17 protein-coding genes and 2 pseudogenes are annotated in these 16,471 nt (G+C 61.3%); 7 read left to right on the plus strand and 12 right to left on the minus strand.

Going from position 1 to position 16,471, the window contains the following annotated elements:
* Positions 1 to 310 precede the first annotated feature (310 nt).
* Positions 311 to 715, minus strand: coding sequence for a hypothetical protein (locus tag ACWGS8_RS20655; RefSeq protein WP_454582662.1), 405 nt, complete (start codon positions 713 to 715; stop codon positions 311 to 313).
* 43 nt (positions 716 to 758) lie between these two features.
* Here ACWGS8_RS20655 and ACWGS8_RS20660 point away from each other — a divergent pair.
* Positions 759 to 1,076, plus strand: a pseudogene (locus ACWGS8_RS20660) (thioredoxin family protein); the annotation flags it as partial.
* Positions 1,077 to 1,160: 84 nt separating this feature from the next.
* Positions 1,161 to 1,544: a hypothetical protein gene (locus ACWGS8_RS20665; protein ID WP_454582663.1), complete on the plus strand. Its 384-nt coding sequence runs from the start codon at positions 1,161 to 1,163 to the stop codon at positions 1,542 to 1,544.
* A gap of 66 nt (positions 1,545 to 1,610) precedes the next feature.
* On the opposite strand, the gene ACWGS8_RS20670 is transcribed toward ACWGS8_RS20665, so the two are convergent.
* Positions 1,611 to 2,036, minus strand: coding sequence for a hypothetical protein (locus ACWGS8_RS20670; RefSeq protein WP_454582664.1), 426 nt, complete (start codon positions 2,034 to 2,036; stop codon positions 1,611 to 1,613).
* A gap of 83 nt (positions 2,037 to 2,119) precedes the next feature.
* Here ACWGS8_RS20670 and ACWGS8_RS20675 point away from each other — a divergent pair.
* A protein-coding gene (locus ACWGS8_RS20675; protein WP_454582665.1) for an IS5 family transposase occupies positions 2,120 to 2,886 on the plus strand; the annotation gives its coding sequence in 2 pieces (ribosomal slippage) (positions 2,120 to 2,432 and positions 2,432 to 2,886; 768 coding nt in all).
* A gap of 764 nt (positions 2,887 to 3,650) precedes the next feature.
* On the opposite strand, the pseudogene ACWGS8_RS20680 reads toward ACWGS8_RS20675, so the two are convergent.
* From ACWGS8_RS20680 to ACWGS8_RS20710, 7 genes and pseudogenes are all read right to left on the minus strand, one after another.
* Positions 3,651 to 4,462, minus strand: a pseudogene (locus tag ACWGS8_RS20680) (3-methyl-2-oxobutanoate hydroxymethyltransferase).
* Between the two features lie 9 nt (positions 4,463 to 4,471).
* Positions 4,472 to 5,254: a TIM barrel protein gene (locus ACWGS8_RS20685; RefSeq protein ID WP_454582666.1), complete on the minus strand. Its 783-nt coding sequence runs from the start codon at positions 5,252 to 5,254 to the stop codon at positions 4,472 to 4,474.
* A gap of 1 nt (position 5,255) precedes the next feature.
* Positions 5,256 to 5,567 carry a MocE family 2Fe-2S type ferredoxin gene (locus tag ACWGS8_RS20690; protein WP_454583021.1) on the minus strand — a complete coding sequence of 104 codons (312 nt, stop codon included), beginning with the start codon at positions 5,565 to 5,567 and terminating at the stop codon, positions 5,256 to 5,258.
* Positions 5,568 to 5,665: 98 nt separating this feature from the next.
* Complete coding sequence (locus tag ACWGS8_RS20695; RefSeq protein WP_454582667.1) at positions 5,666 to 6,490, minus strand: ATP-binding cassette domain-containing protein; 825 nt, start codon at positions 6,488 to 6,490, stop codon at positions 5,666 to 5,668.
* Positions 6,490 to 7,491 (minus strand): ABC transporter permease, encoded by a 1,002-nt coding sequence (locus ACWGS8_RS20700; protein ID WP_454583022.1) that lies wholly within the window; start codon positions 7,489 to 7,491, stop codon positions 6,490 to 6,492. Before ACWGS8_RS20700 ends, ACWGS8_RS20695 begins: the two co-directional genes overlap by 1 nt.
* 170 nt (positions 7,492 to 7,661) lie before the next feature.
* A complete protein-coding gene (locus tag ACWGS8_RS20705; protein ID WP_454582668.1) occupies positions 7,662 to 8,642 on the minus strand; it encodes a sugar ABC transporter substrate-binding protein in 981 nt (326 codons plus the stop codon).
* Positions 8,643 to 8,738: 96 nt separating this feature from the next.
* Positions 8,739 to 9,758 (minus strand): sterol desaturase family protein, encoded by a 1,020-nt coding sequence (locus ACWGS8_RS20710; protein WP_454582669.1) that lies wholly within the window; start codon positions 9,756 to 9,758, stop codon positions 8,739 to 8,741.
* Between the two features lie 271 nt (positions 9,759 to 10,029).
* Here ACWGS8_RS20710 and ACWGS8_RS20715 point away from each other — a divergent pair, with 271 nt between their 5' ends.
* Complete coding sequence (locus ACWGS8_RS20715; RefSeq protein ID WP_454582670.1) at positions 10,030 to 11,067, plus strand: LacI family DNA-binding transcriptional regulator; 1,038 nt, start codon at positions 10,030 to 10,032, stop codon at positions 11,065 to 11,067.
* A 516-nt stretch (positions 11,068 to 11,583) separates the two neighbouring features.
* Here ACWGS8_RS20715 and ACWGS8_RS20720 read toward each other — a convergent pair.
* Positions 11,584 to 11,910, minus strand: coding sequence for a hypothetical protein (locus ACWGS8_RS20720; RefSeq protein ID WP_454582671.1), 327 nt, complete (start codon positions 11,908 to 11,910; stop codon positions 11,584 to 11,586).
* Positions 11,911 to 12,488: 578 nt separating this feature from the next.
* Here ACWGS8_RS20720 and ACWGS8_RS20725 point away from each other — a divergent pair.
* From ACWGS8_RS20725 to ACWGS8_RS20735, 3 genes are all read left to right on the plus strand, one after another.
* Positions 12,489 to 12,779 (plus strand): hypothetical protein, encoded by a 291-nt coding sequence (locus tag ACWGS8_RS20725; RefSeq protein ID WP_454582672.1) that lies wholly within the window; start codon positions 12,489 to 12,491, stop codon positions 12,777 to 12,779.
* 246 nt (positions 12,780 to 13,025) lie between these two features.
* Complete coding sequence (locus ACWGS8_RS20730) at positions 13,026 to 13,211, plus strand: DUF768 domain-containing protein (protein WP_454583023.1); 186 nt, start codon at positions 13,026 to 13,028, stop codon at positions 13,209 to 13,211.
* A gap of 1,275 nt (positions 13,212 to 14,486) precedes the next feature.
* Positions 14,487 to 14,705: a hypothetical protein gene (locus ACWGS8_RS20735; RefSeq protein WP_454582673.1), complete on the plus strand. Its 219-nt coding sequence runs from the start codon at positions 14,487 to 14,489 to the stop codon at positions 14,703 to 14,705.
* 558 nt (positions 14,706 to 15,263) lie between these two features.
* On the opposite strand, the gene ACWGS8_RS20740 is transcribed toward ACWGS8_RS20735, so the two are convergent.
* Complete coding sequence (locus tag ACWGS8_RS20740) at positions 15,264 to 15,665, minus strand: DUF2285 domain-containing protein (protein ID WP_454582674.1); 402 nt, start codon at positions 15,663 to 15,665, stop codon at positions 15,264 to 15,266.
* A 154-nt stretch (positions 15,666 to 15,819) separates the two neighbouring features.
* The gene (locus ACWGS8_RS20745; RefSeq protein ID WP_454582675.1) at positions 15,820 to 16,014 is read right to left on the minus strand and encodes a transcriptional regulator domain-containing protein; all 195 of its coding nucleotides are present in this window, start codon (positions 16,012 to 16,014) and stop codon (positions 15,820 to 15,822) included.
* Positions 16,015 to 16,471: the final 457 nt, after the last annotated feature.

The following is a 16,471-nucleotide window of genomic DNA, read 5'->3' on the forward strand; positions in this document are numbered from 1 at the left end:
CATGCTGGACCACTGGGCCAAGGTGGCGCCATCGCCTGCCTTCGACTATGCCTATGCATGGGGGTCTCAACAGGGCGACACCGCACTTGGCAACTCGCCGGAGCTGCAGGCGTTGTTCCAGCAACATAATCTCAGCAGCGCCCCAAGCGCCCCCGCCACCCCTCCCCCGAGCACCTCTGGTGCCTCCAGCACTCCCAGCACTCCCAGCACTCCCAGCATTCCCAGCACTCCCAGCACTCCTACCATTCCTAGCACTCCCAATACTCCCGGTTCCCAGGGGAGTCCTGGCATCGCTAGTACACCGAGCACTTCAATTGTCGCCAACCCCAGCGATGGTAGACATCATCACACCAACAGCGCCGATTTGATCCAAGGAACCGACGGCGTTCATCATGTCGCCAACGCCAGCCAAGGGGTGACAGAGTCGCCCGGTGGCGGCGGGGGGCTGGCCGACGTCGGCAGCGATGTCTTCGCATTCAAGACTGCTCTTGCGGCCGCGAGTGCCGATCGGCCTTCGGACTTCGGTGACTCCCAACAAAAGAGTCATCTCGACCACGCTTTGGGGCTTCACACTGGCGCTCCGCCAAATGGCGCTCTCTTCGCGGGCATGTGCGCGCATGATGGTAGCGACCATATCATCTACAACAGTTCGACCGGTGCGCTCTCTTTCGACAACCACGGCAGCGGAGATACGCATCACATAGAATTCGCCCATTTTCCTGGTGCCTTTGTGATTTGAAAGGGCCTTTAGAGCGGCCGACGCGGCGAACTACGATCGTCAGATCGGTCGCGGCAGTCTGCCAGTCCTCGTCGACGTGTGGGCTCCATGGTGCGGCCCCTGCAATACGATGGCGCCAGCCTGCGAAGCCGCCACCAAGGCGCTAGAGCCCCACATGCGGTTGATCAAGCTGAATTCCGACAAGGAGCAGGCTATCGCGGCGAGGCTGGGGATTCGCGGCATCCCCACCATGATCCTGTTTCATCGCCAGAAGGAAATAGCGCGAATCTCGGGAGCGATGAGCGCCAGCCAAATCGTCGCCTGGGTTCGTGGCCATGTGCCGACAGGCACAAGCTAACCTGTCGCGAAACCAAGGCCCGTTTGACCTTGATCAAGGTTCCGTTCGGACGCTGCGATAGGAATGGCCTCGAAGGAGTTTGCCATGGCCACTTTGCACGGCCTCACCCCGAATTTCAGAAACATCCGCCTGCTTCTCGCTCGTGAGACAGGTCATCCGGGAGGCGAGCGCGAAGAAGGCTACGACGTGCTGGCGCCACTCACCGACGAAGGTAGGCTAGACGCGGAGCTATGGAAGTCGCACCGCGCTCTGCCGTGTCCGCCGTTCCGTGCCGGCGAGGACGATCTTATCGGCCGCTTGCGCCGAAAGCCGGGCGGGCAATGGTTTTTCGACTATGCCGAAGGCGAGCGAGACGACGAGGTTGGATTTCAGCTCGGCGATGAGCGCTTCGTGACCGGCGAATATGTCTCGATAAAGCGTAACGGGGCGGTGCACACCTACCAGGTCGCACGGGTCGAGCAGCCGTAGCAATTCTTACTAGGCTGTGAACCCATAAATCGAATTATCGACATATCTGGTGGACTGATGCCGTTGCTAGACGGACAGCCAGCGAACCTCAAAGTCGTGGTTAGGCTCGATCGTCCCTCGGAATTCGGGCACCGCTCTAATTGCGATAGCTTCATTCACTCTTAGAGCTTGTTCCACAATGTCCGCCAATTGCTCGTGGCGAGGCCAATCCACGGCAAGCGCAGGATGTCTATCGCCTGTTTGAAGCCTCCCGTCGGCGTGACGCTCTTGGTATCGGCGCCAGATCAGCCAATCCTCTTTTACGGCAGCCAACTGTCCGGCATCGATAGGTGAAAGCAAGAATACCCGGCTCCAATCATCGAGCGCATCATCCCATTCGCACCTATAGAAGTGTGCTTGACCGCGATATTCTGCGATGCCGTTTCTCGGCCCGTCGTAATAATCGTGGGCTGTGAGGACTGGTTCCCATTCGCTGATCGCTTCGCTAGCCATGCTCCGAATGTAGAGCAACATCTCGAACGGCAGCAAGCTACTAGCGGCTTTCATATTGTGCCGAACTCTGATTCAGCGTCGGCATGAGCCGATATGACCTGACCGACTTCGAGTGGCGCGTAATCCAACCGCTCCTGCCCAACAAGCCGCGAGGCGTGCCGCGTGTTGACGACCGTCGCGTGCTGAACGGCATCTTCTGGGTGCTGCGATCAGGCGCACCGTGGCGCGACCTGCCGGAGCGTTATGGACCGCGCACGACTTGTTACAACCGCTTCGTGCGATGGCGAAAAGCAGGCGTGTGGGATCGGCTCATGGACGCCGTCAGTGCCGCGCATGACGGTGAAATCCAGATGATCGACAGCACTACTGTCCGGGCGCACCAGCAGGCTGCGACGGGAAAAAGGGGGATGCAGATCAATGTCTCGGCCGCTTCCGAGGCGGGCTCACGACCAAGATCCACGTGGTCGTCGATGCGTGCGGGCTGCCGATCCGGCTCGGCCTGACAGCAGGGCAAGCCCATGACGGGCAGATCGCCGATACACTCCTCGACCATCTCGGCCCGCGCGCCATCGTGCTGGCGGACAAGGCCTGCGACGCCGACCGCATCCGTGAGTTGATTCAGGACCAAGGCGCCACTCCCAACATCCCGCCGAAGAGCAACCGGAAGTGGAAGCCCTGCTTCAGCAAGCGGCTTTACCGCGAGCGCAACCTCATAGAGCGGTTCTTTGCCAAGCTGAAGCACTTCCGCCGCGTCGCCACCCGCTACGACAAGCTGGCTGCCAACTTCCTCGCCATGATACAACTCGCTTCGATCAGGCTATGGCTTCGCGCTAATGAGTCTACGACCTAGTTCTCATCGGCCATCCCGACCCGCCCCCCGATCGGCTCTGTCGCGGCTTGGCCTTGGCATATGTCGAAGCCGCGGAGCGCGCAGGCCATGCCGGGCGCAAAATCGACCTGGCCTTGCTGGATTCTCCCATGCTCCGGACGGTGCAGGAATTCGAGGACGGGACGATACCCGACAGCCTGGGGGAAGCGGCCGACGCCATAGTATGGGCGCAGCATTCCGCGAGGAATGGGCTTCGTCCAAGGGAAGAAACGCGCGACGCGCCCGTGCGGCATAGGTCGAGGCTTCAGCCGTCCTTCGGCCAGATGGGCCCGTTCGAGAGGTCGTTGGTGCGCTCTGTGAAATGGCCGACGGAGGCAATGGCGGCATGCCGGATCGACACAGATCAAGCGGTCTGTTTCACCGGGGATCTCCTTAAACGGTCTCGGCCTGTGCCGCATCAAAGCATCTTTCCGTCCAGTGCTGAGCGCAGACTTGCTCAGAGCGGCTTGGTGTTCGGATCGAAATGCGTTCGCCCACGCTGCAACGTCGACATCTTGTGCTGCGGGCATGAAGTATTGAGATCGCCCTTCCCGCAGATCTATGATGACGTTTGCTGGACACTTTGGGAATCGGCGGCGAAAGAAGCTTTGGATGCTACCTTTTTCGTCGCGCGGCATTGTATGAAGGTCTCATTAGGGCCGAAAGCAGATTGTCCGCTTTTGTGTCCGTAGCGGAGATAGCTGACCTTCAAGAGAATCTCGCGGCCAGTTGAGTATCGTGGCTTGCTAAAGCCTGAGGGCGGTCCTGAAGGTGGAGAACTCGTCATCAGGGATCTGAACCACGTGCTGTGGCTCGGGATAGGCACCGGTCTGACGTCGGCGATGAATTCGCGATAGGCGGCGATGCGCTCGTGCTGCAGCCGCTCATACTCGGCGGCGAAGTTGCGGTAGGTCTTTGCATGGCGCGGCTTATGGCCGGTGGTGTGGCCGAGCACGTCCTCGCTGAACAGATACTGCGCGTCGGCATGCGGTCCGGCGCCCATCCCTAGCATGATCATCGGTGTGCTCCTGGTAATCAGTTCGGCAATGCGGTCTGGCACCACTTCCAGCTCGGCGCCGAAGCAGCCGATGGCTTCAAGGCGCTTGACGTGGTCCCACACCGCACGCGCGCTCTCGGCCGTCCTGCCGACGGCCTTGAAGCCACCGGTCCAGGTGCATTGCGAAGGGATCAGCCCGACATGGGCAACCACCGGAACGGCGTTGTCGCAGAGCGTCTTCTGGATATCGAGCGAGGCGGCGCAATAGAAGCAGTCGCCACCGATGCGCATGAAGTGGTAGGCGGTTTTGAGATAGTCCTCCGCCGTGACCAGATTGCCGGCGGGGCCATAGGGAAGCCCGACCTGTACGAAGCAGCGGCCGGCCGCCTCGCGCATCTCGGGCGAGAAGAAACGCCCCTCGATCGAAAGCATGTCGACGCCGGCAGCATTCGCCGCTGCCGCCTCTTCGAGCGATGTGACGTAGAGCATGGAAATCCTCTGACCGCGGCCTTTCATGGCGCGGATGTCGGCGACGGTGGGTCGGGTATTTTTGCTGACCATTTTGTTCCCTCAGACGGTGAAAGCTTCACGGAAGGCCAGCAGCGCCGCCTCGGGATCACCGGAGGCGAACGCCTCCATGCCCACCGGCCCGCTGTAGCCCATGTCCTTCAGCGCACGGGCGATGCCCCGGTAATTGATCTCGCCGGTGCCCGGCTCCATGCGTCCGGGCACGTCGGCCACCTGGACCTCGCCGATCCATGGCACGCAAGCGCGGCACAGTTCGATCAAATTCCCTTCGCCGATCTGCGCATGATAGAGATCGAGATTGAGGCGCAGGCCCGGCCGGTTGACGCTCGAGACCAAAGCCAATGTGTCCTCAGCACGCCCAAACGGCACACCGGGATGGTCGACGGGAAGGTTCAAATTCTCCAGCGTGAATGTCACGCCTTCCGCCTCGGCGAGGTCGGCAATGCGGTTCAGCGTCTCGCGCGCCTTGAGCCACATGGCGCCGGTGACGGTCTCGCACGGCGTGACAGGCAGGCCGCCATCGCCCAGCCCGGTGCCGTGCAGATTGAGCCGCGCGACGCCGAGGCGCTTGCCGACCGCCGCCGTCTCCTTCGCCGTCTTCAACAGTTCGGCGGCACCCTCGTCATCGGCTAGCCGGCCGCGCAGGTACCCGTTCATGATCGAGAAGGCGGCGCCGGACTTCTCGAGCATTGAAAGGTCATGGTCGGGCCAGTTCCAGAGGCCGACCTGAAAATTCATTTCGGCGAGGCGCTTGACGCGCCATTCCATTGGCTTGTCGCGCCAGAGCATTTCGACGCAAGCCGCAAGCGTAAAATTATCGGACATGTCAGACCTCGATGTACACGCGGCCGTGCTCAACCCTCGTGGCGTAGGTTTTCAGGTTCACGCAGACCGGTGCGCGCAGTGCTTCGCCGGTCCGGTAATCGAACACGCCGTTGTGCTTCGGGCATTCGATCCTGTGCTCCATAACCAGCCCATCGCTCAGATGCACCTTCTCATGCGTGCACAGCCCATCGGTGCAGAAGAATGCATCGTCGGGGCTGCGGTAGATGGCGAATGTCCGGCCCTCGTGATCGAAGCGGATGACGTCCTCTTCATCGATGTCATCGGTCGCGCACGCCTCAATCCATTTTGCCATTGTCACTCTGCCGTCTGGTTGGTCGAAAATGCGGCCGGCAGAATTCCGCCGGCCGCACAGGAAGATGCCCGGGAGGAGGAGATGGGCGTCTTCACTGGTCACGCATGGCTTGCGCCATGCGGCGCATGCCCGTCATCAGCCATGGAGAAGCTCTCGATCTCGGCCTCAAGCTCGGCCATCTGTTCGCCCCCCGCCATCAGGTCGGTGATCGCCTCGCGGCTTTTCTCGCCCTTGCGGAAGTCGGCGGCCTTGGCGCCTCTGATGAGGACGGCGAAGTGGTCGCCGACGGTCAGCGCATGGACGACATTGTGGGTGATGAAGATGACCGCAATGCCCTTGCGGCGCGCTTGCAGGACGATGCGCAGCACGTGCGCCGCCTCCTTCACACCAAGTGCGGCGGTCGGCTCGTCGAGGATCAACACGCTGGCGCCGAAATGCACGGCGCGTGCGATCGCCAGCGCCTGGCGTTCGCCACCTGACAGTCCACCGACGAGGCGATCGCCGTCGTCGATGCGGGTGATGCCGAGCTGGCGCATCTCGGTGACGGCGATCTCGTTGGCCCGTTTGCGGTCGTAGATGGTCAGCGGCCCCCAGCGCCGCGTCGGCTCGGCGCCGACGAAGAAGGAGCGGCCGATGCTCATCAGCGGGAACGTCCCGCCGAACTGGTGGACGGTGGCGATGCCATGGTCACTGGCGTCGCGGGGGCTGTCGAAGGCGACTGATCTGCCGTCCATCTCTATCGTGCCCGATGTCGGCTTGTGGACCCCGGAGAGGATCTTGATCAGCGTCGACTTGCCGGCGCCATTGTCGCCGAGCAGGCACAGCACCTCGCCTCTGTTGACCTCGAGCGAGATGTCGTGGAGCACATCGATCGGACCGAACGACTTGTTGATCCCGGTCAGCCTGAGCAGGGGCGGTGTCATCAGCGAGCCCTCGATCTGGCGCGTGGCGCGTAGGTCAACGCCATGGTACGGAAAGTGTTGTTCATCAGCACGGCCGCCAGCAACAGGACGCCGATGATCAGGCTCGCCCAGTTGGCATCGAAGCCGGTGTAGAAAATGCCCTGGTTGACGATGGCGAAGGTCAACGTGCCGAGCACGATGCCGACCACCGAACCGTAGCCGCCGGTGAGCAGCACTCCGCCGATAACCACCGCGATGATGGAGTTGAAGATGAAGGACTGGCCGGCCGCCACCTGGGCACTGTTGTAGAGGATCGCCTGCGACATGCCTACGAAGGAGGCGCAAAGGCCGCTGCTCATGAACAGCGCAATGGTCACCCGGTCGGTTGGGATGCCGGCGTTGCGCGCGCTGACGGCGTCACCGCCCATGGCCAGGATCCAGTTGCCGAAGCGCGAGAAGTTCAGGATGAAGCCGACGATCAGGATGGCGGCGATCCACCAGAACAGCGTCACCTCGAACTTGCCGCCGAGATAGTCGCCGAACAACAGCTTGGCGGTGGAACCACTCTTCAGCGCAACGCTGGTGCTGCCGGACAGGATGACCGAGAGGCCGAGTGTCAGGCCAGCCAATGCGAACAGCGTGGCGAGCGTAACGACGAAGGACGGCACTTTGGTGCGGATCACCAGCACGCCGTTGATGAAGCCGACGGCGAGCCCGAGGCCGAGCGACGCGAGGATGCCGACGATGATCGGCAGGTCGTAGTGGCCCGAGATGATGGCAATGGCCATCGAACTGGCGGGGACCATCGAGCCGACGGAGAGATCGAGATGCCCGGCGATCATCAGCAACCCGATGGGAAGCGCGATGATGCCGAGTTCCGAGGCGACATTGAGCCAGCTCGCGGCGCCGCCGGCCGACAGGAAATTGGCGCCGCCGAAGATTGAGAAGAAGATCAGGACTGCGATCATGCCGATCAGCGAGCCGACTTCCGGGCGACGCACGAGGCTGCCGATCGAGGGCATCGAAGCGCGCGGAACGAACGGCGCGGCCGTCGCCACGGCAGGTTGGTGATGGGCTTGGGATATCATCGAAGTGTCCCTGGCTTGATTAATAGGGAGCCTGGCGCGACCTTTCGGCGGCGGCGCGGGGCTGATGATGTCCAGCCCACGGAGGGCCGGACGCTCCGAGCGAGCTATCGGGCGCCGGCCGCAGCACCAACCATCGTCGCACCGACATTGGCGGCGTCGACGATCCCCGGTCCGGTCAGCACCGGCTTGGTCGGCAGGTCGAGCCCATAGTTGACGAAGCCGTTCAGCAGCGACACCGCAAGAAACCCCTGCAGATAAGGCTGCTGGTCGACAGCGAACATCTGCGTGCCAGCCTTGATGCGCTGCAGGCCGGTCTCGTCCATGTCGAACGAGGCAAGCTTGACCTTTTCGCCGGCATTGGCCTGGCTGATGGCGTTGGCGGCACTGTTGGCGTCGCCGGCGCTGATGGTGATAACACCGTCGATGGTGTTGTCCTTCAGCACGGCGGCCTTGATCGCCTCTGCGACTGCTGTCGGGTTGCCGAAGCTCGACGACGGCAGCGGCAACTGGCTCGATTTGCCGCCGCTCTTGGCGATGGCGTCGGCAATGCCCTTGCAGCGGTCTTCGGTGTTGGTGGCGCCCGGCAAAGTGTTGACGCACAACACGTTCTTGGAACCATGGCTGCCGTAATAGGTGCCGCCGCCCAAGCCAGCGGCGTATTCTTCATTGCCGACATAGTTCGTGGCACCGAGCCGCTTGGCCGCGTCCATGCCGCCGGAATTGTAGATGATGAGCGGCACGCCTGCCGCAACGACTTCCTTGAAAGCGTCGTCCATGGCCTCGGGCACCCAGTCGGGACCGACAATGGCGCTCGGCTTCTGGCTGAGCGCGGTGCGGATCAGCTTGGCCGCGTCGGGGCCGAGATTGTCGTAGTTCTGCGGACCGAGCCAGGTCACCGAGCCGCCGGTCAGTTCTGCGACCTTGCCGGCATCGTCGGCGCCCTTCTTGACCTTCGACCAGAACGGGTCGTCCGCCTTACCGCCGATGACGAAGATCTTCGCGCCATCGGCCATGGCTGCCGTGGCCGATGTCGCCGCCACGCCCGCAAGCATGATCGCCGTCAACAGTTTCGTGATCGTTTTCATTTCATTTCCTCCCGGTTACCGTCGTCAGACGGGTTTAAAAAAAACGAACTTATCCGCAGGCGCGCACCTCTCCCGTTTGCACGTTGCGTCGCTTGATCAATGGTTCGCCGCGGCCTTGGCGTTCATACGTTCCTTCTTTTTCTGGAAGCGGGCGTCCATCATGGCGTCGCCTTGCTTGGTGCCGTCGTGCCAGGTGCCGAACCATCGATCGAGCGGGATCAGCCCGTCACCGCCATAGTTCACCTCGAAAAATTTGTGGTGCAGGTAGTGTGTGTAGGCGTGGCTATCGACGGCGGAGTCCTCGCTCACCTCGAGCTTGTCGAAGCCGAGATGGCCATTGACGGCGCCGAAGCCGGCGACATGCAGTTGGAACAGCGCGACGATCGGATTGGACGGGATAATCAGGTGCCAGAAGGCCACCGCGTGATAGAGAAACCCTTCCACCGGATGCATCGACAGCGACGACCAGGGCGACGGGTTGATCGAGTTGTGGTGGACCGAATGGATCCAGCGATAGAGCGGGCCCCAGTGGATCAGGCGGTGGATGAAGAAGAAATGCACCTCGTGGATGGCCGGCGCGACCAGCACAAGTGCGGCGAGGTAGACCGGGTGATCTTGCCAGCCGACCCACGGCACGTAGCCATTGGCAAAGCACCACAGGAAGACGACTTCGACCACCGTCCATAGCGGAATGGTGATGAAGAACGAGCGCAGGAAGTTGTCGAGGTTCTGGCTCTGGAACCAGAACACGTCGGAGGGCGCGTCGCCGGGGAATTTGTGGTTGTACTTGAACCGCGTCGCCTGGGTTCGCTTGATGTAGTAGCGCAGCTCGAAGATGCCGTAGAAGACGAGGATCGCCGCCGCGTTGACGGCGTAGAGCCACAGCGCCCAGCCCCAGCTGATCGTCTTCATCGTCTCGACGCTCGGGACGATATAGAACCAGTAGAGCAGCGCGGTCGCCATGTGGAACGCATTCCAGGGCCAGATATAACCGGGCAGCCATGCCAGGATCTTCGGCAGCCTGGGCGGCCAGTTCCACAACGGCGCTCCCTCGATGCGCCCGTTCGGCTTCCAGTCGCCGCGCTTGTCGCGCACGCCGTATTTGAGATCGTCCATGCAGATCCTCCCTCGCCATGCCTTGGGATGGCCCGCACGCACACTGCCTCACTCCGCCAGAGGGCGGCGGGCAAAACCCGTCTGCGCTGTGCTGCTGCTATCCCTTGGGGCTGGCGGTGCTTCCGCCTTGCTTGCTTCTCCCGAGATAAAGCATCTTGATCCACAATGAATCAAGAATAGAATGTTTGTACCAAAATCATTGTGTCATTCATGTCAATCAGGCGCGATAAATGATATCTTCGTATCAATTGCTAAAGGCGGATGAGAGGAAATGAATCAGAACAAGCGGCCGACGATCAGGGATGTGGCCGCCGAGGCGAATGTTTCGGTGGCCACCGTCAACCGGGTGCTGAGCGGCGCCGGCACCGTCCGCCAAGGCACGCGCGAGCGCGTCAGGCTGGCGGCGGAGCAGATCGGCTTCTACGGCATGGGCGCGCTGCGCAGTCGCATAGCGGCCGCCAGGCCGCACTACCGCTTTGGCTTCCTGCTGCACCAGCCAGGCCGCGCCTTCTACCGCAACATCGCCGAGGCGCTGCGCGCGGTGGCGCCGAGCATGCCCGACTGCGAGATAGAGCTGCGAATCGAGTTTCTTGACGACCTGTCGCCGCAGAATGTCGCAGCTCACCTGCTGGCGCTCGGCGCCGAATGCGACGCCGTCGGCGTCGTCGCAGCGGTCCATCCGCTTGTCACCCAGGCGGTCGATGCGCTGCAGGCCCGCAACGTGCCGGTCTTTGCGCTGATCTCGCCGATCTCGGCGACGGGTCAGGTTCATTACATCGGGCTGGACGGCTGGAAGGTCGGCCGCACCGCGGCCTGGGTGTTCGAGCATGTCTGCAAGGCGCCCGGCAAGCTCGCCATCCTCGTCGGCAATCACCGCTATCGCTGCCAGGAAATGAACGAGAGCGGCTTCCGCTCCTATTTCCGCGAGCACGCCCCTGATTTCACGCTGCTGGAGCCGCTGCTGACCTTCGAATCGAGCGCCATCGCACAGGAGATGACCGAGAAGCTGCTAAAGGAAAATCCGGATCTGTCCGGCCTCTATGTCGCCGGTGGTGGCATCACCGGCACTATCGCGGCCCTGCGCTCCACCGGCCGCGCCGGCAGCATCGTCGTCGTCGGCTATGAGTTGATGGATTCGACCCGCCCGGCGCTGCTCGACGGCACGCTGACCTTCATCATCTCGCACCCGCTCGCCCGGATCGCGCTCGAAGCGCTGACCGGTATGGTCCGCGCCGTTTCCGCCCCGAACGACGGTGGCAATTCGACCGCCATCTTGCCGTTCGAGATATACACGCGGGAGAATATTTAGAGCAAAGATTACAGCACAGCGGTAGGAGCTTCATACGCAGGTTCCGACAAAGGTCCAACATGATCTTGCGCCCTTTGGAAAAACGCTGAGCCTATCCTCATCAGGGGCGAGATGGGGCAAACCTACCCCCCTGTCGTGTAAAAATGATTGCGCGCATCGCCTGATAGTGGATTCAACGACAAGGCTCGGCGGCCGAACGGCCTCGCTCCGGACTTTGACGGTGAAACTCCGCCGCGGGCCCTCGGCAAGTCCTCGCGAGCAATGTCCGGCAACACGTTTTCAAGGACGTGAACCGCTCGAAGGGCACGTCCTACGATTCGAGTGCCGCGCGACTGGCTCAAGGCTAAATGCTATACAGCCGAGGAATGCAAGCTGCAGGCGTGGAACGGGAGCCGGTAAGGCAGTATTCACATCGGCTCGGGAAGCTGCGGGACGCCTCGCTGCAGGATTTTCGGGCGTAAGCTTGATAGCCGACAGGCTTCGCATCTTATCGCGGCCTGATACCAGGCGACCTGATCACCAAATCCGGGCCAGCAGAACGGCAATAAAAATCGCGATCGGTATCGGAAGCGTCACCAGCAATAGCAGCCCAACTTCCCAGAGCGGGTATTTGTCTCGTAGCGCCGCAAACCGTGTCCGGTCAAAAATGCGATAGAGGATTCGCTCGCCATACGAGTGCATCGAGCGAACCGTGACAGCGCAGGAAGGGAGATAGCTGCACCGATCTAGAAAGGCTTCGAACCGAGCTTTCATCCGAGGAACGATCGCAACCGCCACGAAGGTGATCGCCACCGCGAAGATCGGTGCGAGCAACCTGCGCGCTAGGCCAACACTCCTGTCCATCGGCTTCCTCAAATGGTCCTCCAGTAACAACGGGTGCAATTGACGTCTGTTCCGGGCGAAACGAGGCGTGCGACCAACGCCCCTGACGGCCGGTCTTTAGTTCCACATTGATGCGACTGAAGGACCATCTCGGACCGACGCTTGCGCGGTCCATTTCCTTTCTGCCGAGCGGCAATGAGCGGGCCGGCCATTGGGTGCGCATGACAGCACCTAGCCTGCCTTATACCACGAGCGCCCCAAAATGCCTGGATGTATGGCAGCCAGGCCCGTAAGGATGGCAAGGAGCACACCCTGCTGAGGCATGGCTACAGGGCTACCGTTGGGCTCCCCTGGCCGGCGCATCCAAGGCGAAGCCGATCAGCGAGGATGGAGGCCGAAGTTGACCGCCTCGGCGGTTCGACCAAGGTCCAGGATGATCGGCAAGAACTGGACGCTCGAGCGCTCGTCGACAGGTCATATCAAATGTTGCAGACGTCGAATGCCTTCGGGCGTACACAAAGGCATCGACGGAAATGGCCAAGGGCTCTGTCGGCTGTGAGCGACTAACGCGCTTCCGCCCTACTATGGAGGCGCGGCGTGTGTCCCACAAAGTTCCGGAATGTTTTCAACCAGAAGAAATTGAATTTTTGCAACGCGTGTTCGATCGCCTGCGCAACCTACTGCCTTGTGGACGCGGAACGCTCGCCGATGAGCATCTGGCTGCATCGCTTATCCAGATGTACCAGGCCGGTGTAAGGGACGAGATGAAGCTTGTTGAATTTGGGCAGGCGCGACTTGCGTATTTCACCAGGCAGGGCGCCGGCACACCGCTGACGGACTCCTCGACGACCAACACAGGGAGCATGGGGAACATTTCCTCAGGTCAGTGATTCTTTGGCCGTCAGGCCAAAGAAGGCTGTCATGAAACATCGCAGGGTCGATCGCGAAAAGATAGAAAGAGCCGACCGCGAGAGCAGACTGGTTCTCGATGCTGAGTGCCAGGTAAGGGAACAAAAAACGGCCCGACCGAGAGAGCAGCGGCTTAAAGCGAAGGGCTCGCTAGACAAGGAACTTAAGCCGGCGACCGAGCTTAAAGCTCGATGACCACGCGCGGCATCAATTTCCTAGACCAATAGATTGCCAACAACGTCCCGGAGACTGCCAAGGCCGATGTGATCTCCGTGGACGAGCTCACGCACGAGCTCATCGCCGACGCGAAGGCCATCGGCATCAAGCGCGCCGAGATCGACGAGGAAGTGGACAGCCTCTACCGCACGATCCTCGATGCGATCGTGCATTACGATCCGGGTCTGCCCGAGTGACGGTAGTCACCAGTTTGAGAAATGGCAGGTTAGAACAATTGGCACCGGCTGTACCTGGAGCGAACTCGGTCTTTATGCGCGGGCGGCGCGCCGCTTCGAAACCGCATGCCATAACTCGGTGTCGTCGGTCGCCCCATCCTCGAAAGCTTCCATACCTTTGCGGGCGAGCTGGTCTCTCTGCCTTGTCTTTGAGGGCTAGACGACGGGCGCTTTTGGCATAGCTGATCAAACGCCTTCTGCAGCGACCGTGAAGAAGGGCCTATCTCAGGCGTTCTGGAAACGGAATTATGTCCGCACCGTCTTCCGGTTCCAGTGGTTCATGGTCTGGCCTCTCGTGCCAGATCACCAGACGGAAATCGCGCATGTCTACCTTCTGGCCACAAGTTGCGCAGCTGTAGAAACTGTCGTGGCCATTCCCTTTGGCATCGCTGCGCGCCTTGCCGGGGATTGGAGGGCCAAGGTCGGATAGCTTCGTCATCACGGGGGACCTAGGATGGGTTCGTCTGGCGGCTTCCAGGTTGCCTATTTTCTGAGATGCCTATCGAATATTTTGACCTTCTCTGGGTAGCCGATCTGGACGCTTGCTCCGCAGCCATCACACTTGAAATTTCTGATCGTTATCAGCCAGGAGCCTTTCTGACTTGTTGGATGGGAACACATCGAACAGCGAAACTCGATCGGTGTATCGCGCAGCTCTTGGGGAAGGGGCATGTTAGTGCTTCTCATCGGCATGAGGCGGACTTTCTCCGGAACTAACGGGACGCCCCGAGGTTCCCCGATGCTTTGCACGTTTTCCTCGCTTACTCGATGTGGTCTTAGGTTGAAGTGTTTTCCGTTTTCGGAAGCGACTGGCGACGCAGTGGGTGAAGCCCGGGATCATCGGACGCGTGAAGCACTTGGGCGGCGAGGAAGATTTGCGGCACGCCTCACTGCCAAGGCAACGAGATTGCGAACGCCGAGTGCACGAAGAACAACCAGGACATCGTCCTATGCTTCACCGCCAACGAAGCGTTCTAGCGCCTTCTTCGGCCTCTGCGTGATCTCGTCGATCCGGGCCTTCCGCCGTCCTGAAGCATTGCCTGCTCCAGCGCCTGGGCTCCGCTCTCGTCCTTCGTGGTCATGATGGTGCGCCAGTCGGCTTGTCGAGGACACTGACGATATACGTTGTGACGGGCTTATCAGATATCGCCAAGCCCTTACGTCCTTCGTTCGCATGTTCCTTACATTAGTAGGAACGCATATCTTTGCCATGCGGCGCCTGGAGCGGAGGCCCAAATGGGCGGCGATAAGGCCTGGCATGATGCTATTCACGACCATCAGGTCGAATGTTTCGCTTCGGAGAACGGTTTGACTGCGGACCTGGTCTGGGAGCTGATCCTAAAACACGGTAACAGCCGCAAGGCCGTGATCAAAGCTGCGCAGGCTTTAAAACGTGATGTCAGGCAACACGGCGGATCAGCACCCTGCCCCCTGTGGCGCCGACGCGGCCGCTGACGATGAACTTGGGCCGACGAAAGCAATAGCCGGCTTTGCGCCGAAAGAAGCACCAGAGTCGGCTTGGCCCAGCGGCCAGTTCACGCCGGAGCCGAAGGGGGCCATTTAACGTCGTCCGGTTGATCGTTCTTAGCGCTTCGACGACTCGTATGCCGTCATGTGCGCTTCGATCAGCGCCAGTAAGTAGCTGGACCGGCCCTTCAGCGAATGCCGTTTCCACCACCGTCGATGCGAAGACGACCGCGCTGGAACGGGAGAGCAAAGCGAGGCGGTTAATCTTGCCCGTGGTGGCTCTCCTCTTCCTTTCATGCCAAAGGCATCCCTGGATGTTAAGAACATTGCCTGGCACTGTAACACGACGGCTCGCGCCGTTTATGCCAGGATGGCAGAGTGCCCTCCGCAACCTAAAGGTTCTGTGAGCCGTCATGAATGTCCGATCCAGGTGCACAAATTGGCTTCAATGGCCGGCGTGAGGCGCTAAGCCGCTATTTTCTTCAGGATCGAAAGCAGCCTTCGGCTGCAAGCAAGAGGGTGGACCAGACGGCGACCGGAACCCTTTCAGGAATGACGCCGGCACGCGCGCAGCAATTGACGATAGCCGCGCTCGACCATCGTCATGCCGTCGCGCACGAGGCGATGCGTCTGGTAGCGAAAGGCCGAGTCATGCCAGTCGACGGCGCTGACCAGCCGCCGGCCAAACAAGGCGGTCGCGACTTCAAAGTGGGATGCCTGCTGGTCGCGGCCGTCCGGGCATCGCAGCATGTGGCCGAGGCGGCGGCGCGGGGCTGCGGTCAAGCGGGGGTCGGGAAGGTGTTGCCTATGGATCGAGCGGATGAACCGCTCAATCGCCTGGAGCCGGTCGTGCGCCATGTCATCGAGCAGAATGATCGCGGCTAGCGGTTCGCCCGGCTGCGCGCCGCCGAGAAGCGCCAGTTGCGTGCCGCCAAGCGAAGAAAGCATGTGAAGACCTATCTCGTCATGCCGGCCCGCAGCAAGCGGGACGTCGGATGCGCTGCCCTCGCCGGCGCGCAGACCGGGCGGAACCTCGACAAGATTGACGACCCCAGGGTCGATCTCTGGTGCCCAATAGACGGGCTGCTCGACCGCGGACTGGTCAGGCCTGGCGGCGAAACTGCAAACCCCAGCGCTTGCGCAGCGCGCGCATCGCCTTGGCTGAGCGGGAGGCCGCGAAGTCCTGCTGATACTGCGGATTGCGTCGCAGGAATTCCCAGGCGACCACATCGGCGCCGGCGCCTTTGACGAACGTATATGCCTGTGGGTCACGCCACTGCGATGTATCCGGCTTCATTCGCGTCCTTCCCTTGTCAGGGATTTGATAGGGGGACGCGGCGTTGAGCGAAATCCTTGGATTCCGTCATTGTCGAATGGACGAGCGGCGATCCTGACGCCGAGCGGTCAGACCAGGACTTTCGCTATGCCTACTGGCTTGCGCCGTGCTATGTTTTGAATTTGTCCGTCCAGGCGCGATAGGCCTCTTCATCGCCTTGGCTCCACGCACCGAAGGCGCGCCAGGCCGCGAAAGACGATGCCGGGTTGCTCGAACAGCGAGGCAACCGACTGGTCGCGGGCGCGTCCGCCGGTTGGCTGATGCTTATCGCTTCGTGAGGCGCCGCAAGTCGGCCAATGCAGAGCGGATGTGCGGCAGCGGAAATTCGCCAAGGTCGCTATTGTCATGTGCTTCCCGAACGACGACCGCAAGCTTGGCGACCACACCTGCTAACGATTAGGCAGGCGTCGCCGCAATC

Source organism: Mesorhizobium sp. 43Arga (assembly GCF_053714255.1).